The 2,075-nt window shown below is 65.3% G+C and carries 1 protein-coding gene; it reads left to right on the plus strand.

Going from position 1 to position 2,075, the window contains the following annotated elements; genetic code table 11:
• The coding region (locus B2994_RS04965; protein WP_291527266.1) for a phosphoribosylformylglycinamidine synthase at window positions 1–2,075 on the plus strand (2,075 nt) is incomplete at both ends.

A 2,075-nucleotide genomic window follows, 5' to 3' on the forward strand; every position in this document is an offset into this window, starting at 1 on the left:
CTGGAACTCGACGGCGCCGAGGTGCAGAAGGGCAACGCCCCCGTGGAACGCAAGCTGCAGCGACTGTTCCGCCGCGGCGACGCCTGCCGCCTGATCAAGCGCTGCAACGATTTCGGCGCGGGCGGCGTATCCGTGGCGGTCGGCGAGCTGGCCGACGGCCTGTACGTGGACCTCAACAAGGTGTCGAAGAAGTACGAGGGTCTGGACGGCACCGAGCTGGCGATCTCCGAATCGCAGGAGCGCATGGCCGTGGACGTGGCCGCCGAGGATGTGGACGAGTTCCTCGGCTATGCCAGGGAGGAGAATCTCGAGGCCGAAGTCATCGCGACCGTGACCGAGGAACCACGCATGACCATGGTGTGGAACGGCGACACGATCGTGGATCTGTCGCGTGAATTCCTCGCCTCCAACGGCGCCCCGAAGCACCAGGTGGTGCATGTCGAAGCCCAGCAGGGCTATTCCACTCCGTGGAAGTCCGGCACGCTCGCCGAACGCATGCGCACCATGCTCACCGATCTGAACGTGGCCTCCAACAAGGGACTGTCCGAGCGCTTCGACTCCACCATCGGCGCGGGTACGGTGCTCATGCCGTTCGGCGGCAGGAAGCAGCTGACCCCGACCATGGCCATGGTGGCCAAGCTGCCGGTGCTCGGCGAGACCACCACCGCCTCCGCGATGGCATGGGGCTTCAACCCGTACATCATGGAGAAGAACCAGTTCACGGGCGCCTACCTATCCGTGGTCGAGTCGCTCTCCAAGCTGGTGGCCGCCGGTTTCGAGCATGAGAAGGCCTACCTGAGCTTCCAGGAATACTTCGAGAAGCTGCGCGACGAGCCGGAACGCTGGGGCAAGCCGACCGCCGCGGTGTTGGGCGCCCTGATGGCCCAAGTGGATCTCGGCGCGGGCGCGATCGGCGGCAAGGATTCCATGTCCGGCACCTTCGAGCATCTTGACGTGCCTCCGACCCTGATCTCCTTCGCCGTGGCCGTGGGCGCCATGAAGCGCGCCACCTCTCCGGAATTCAAGGGAGCCGGTCACCGCGTGGTCCGTATCGCGCCGCGATACCAGGCCGATGGGCTCACGCCCGACAAGGACGCGCTGCTGGAGGCCTTCTCCGCGGTCGAGGAGCTCACCGATTTCGGCGACGCGCTGGCCGTGTCCACGCCGGGCTACGGCGCCACCGCAGAGGCGATCTTCAAGATGACGGTCGGCAACCGGATCGGCGTGAAGCTCAACTCCGCGATTTCCGTGGACGACCTGTTCGTCCCGGCCTACGGTTCCTTCATCATCGAGCTTGCCGACGGTGCCATGGTTCCGGCCGTATCCAACTTGGTCGAGGTCAGCGAGGTCGGCGAGACCACCGAGGAATATTCGTTCGTGGCCGCCGGCGAAACGCTTGATCTTGCGGAACTGCAGGAGGCGTGGGAAAGCGGCATCGAATCCGTGTTCCCGTACCGCTCCAAGGGCGACGAGAAGGGCGAGACCGTCGAGACGGTGTCCTTCCAGACTCCGAAGAAGACCGTGTACACCGGCACCGGCGTGGCCAAGCCGCATGTGGTCATCCCCGTGTTCCCCGGCAACAACTGCGAATACGATTCCGCGGCCGCCTTCGAACGCGCGGGCGCCGATGTGAGCACGCTCATCGTGAACAACCTCACGCCGGCCGCCGTGGCGGAATCCACGGACGCCTTGGTCGAGGAGATCAGGAAGAGCCAGATCATCATGATCCCCGGCGGCTTCTCCGGCGGCGACGAGCCGGACGGTTCCGCCAAGTTCATCACCGCGTTCTTCCGCGCCCCTGCCGTGACCGAGGCCGTGCGCGACCTGCTGAACAACCGTGATGGTCTGATGCTCGGCATCTGCAACGGTTTCCAGGCGCTGATCAAGCTTGGTCTGGTGCCGTATGGCGACATCGTACCGATGACCGCGGAATGCCCGACATTGACGTTCAACACCATCGGCCGCCACCAGTCCCGTCTGGTGCGCACCCGTGTGGCGTCGGACCTCTCCCCCTGGCTGTCGAAGACATCCGTGGGAGACGTGCACACCATCGCCATCTCCCACGGCGAGGGCCG

It is taken from the genome of Bifidobacterium sp. UBA744 (assembly GCA_002298605.1).
In the GTDB taxonomy this organism is placed as follows: domain Bacteria; phylum Actinomycetota; class Actinomycetes; order Actinomycetales; family Bifidobacteriaceae; genus Bifidobacterium.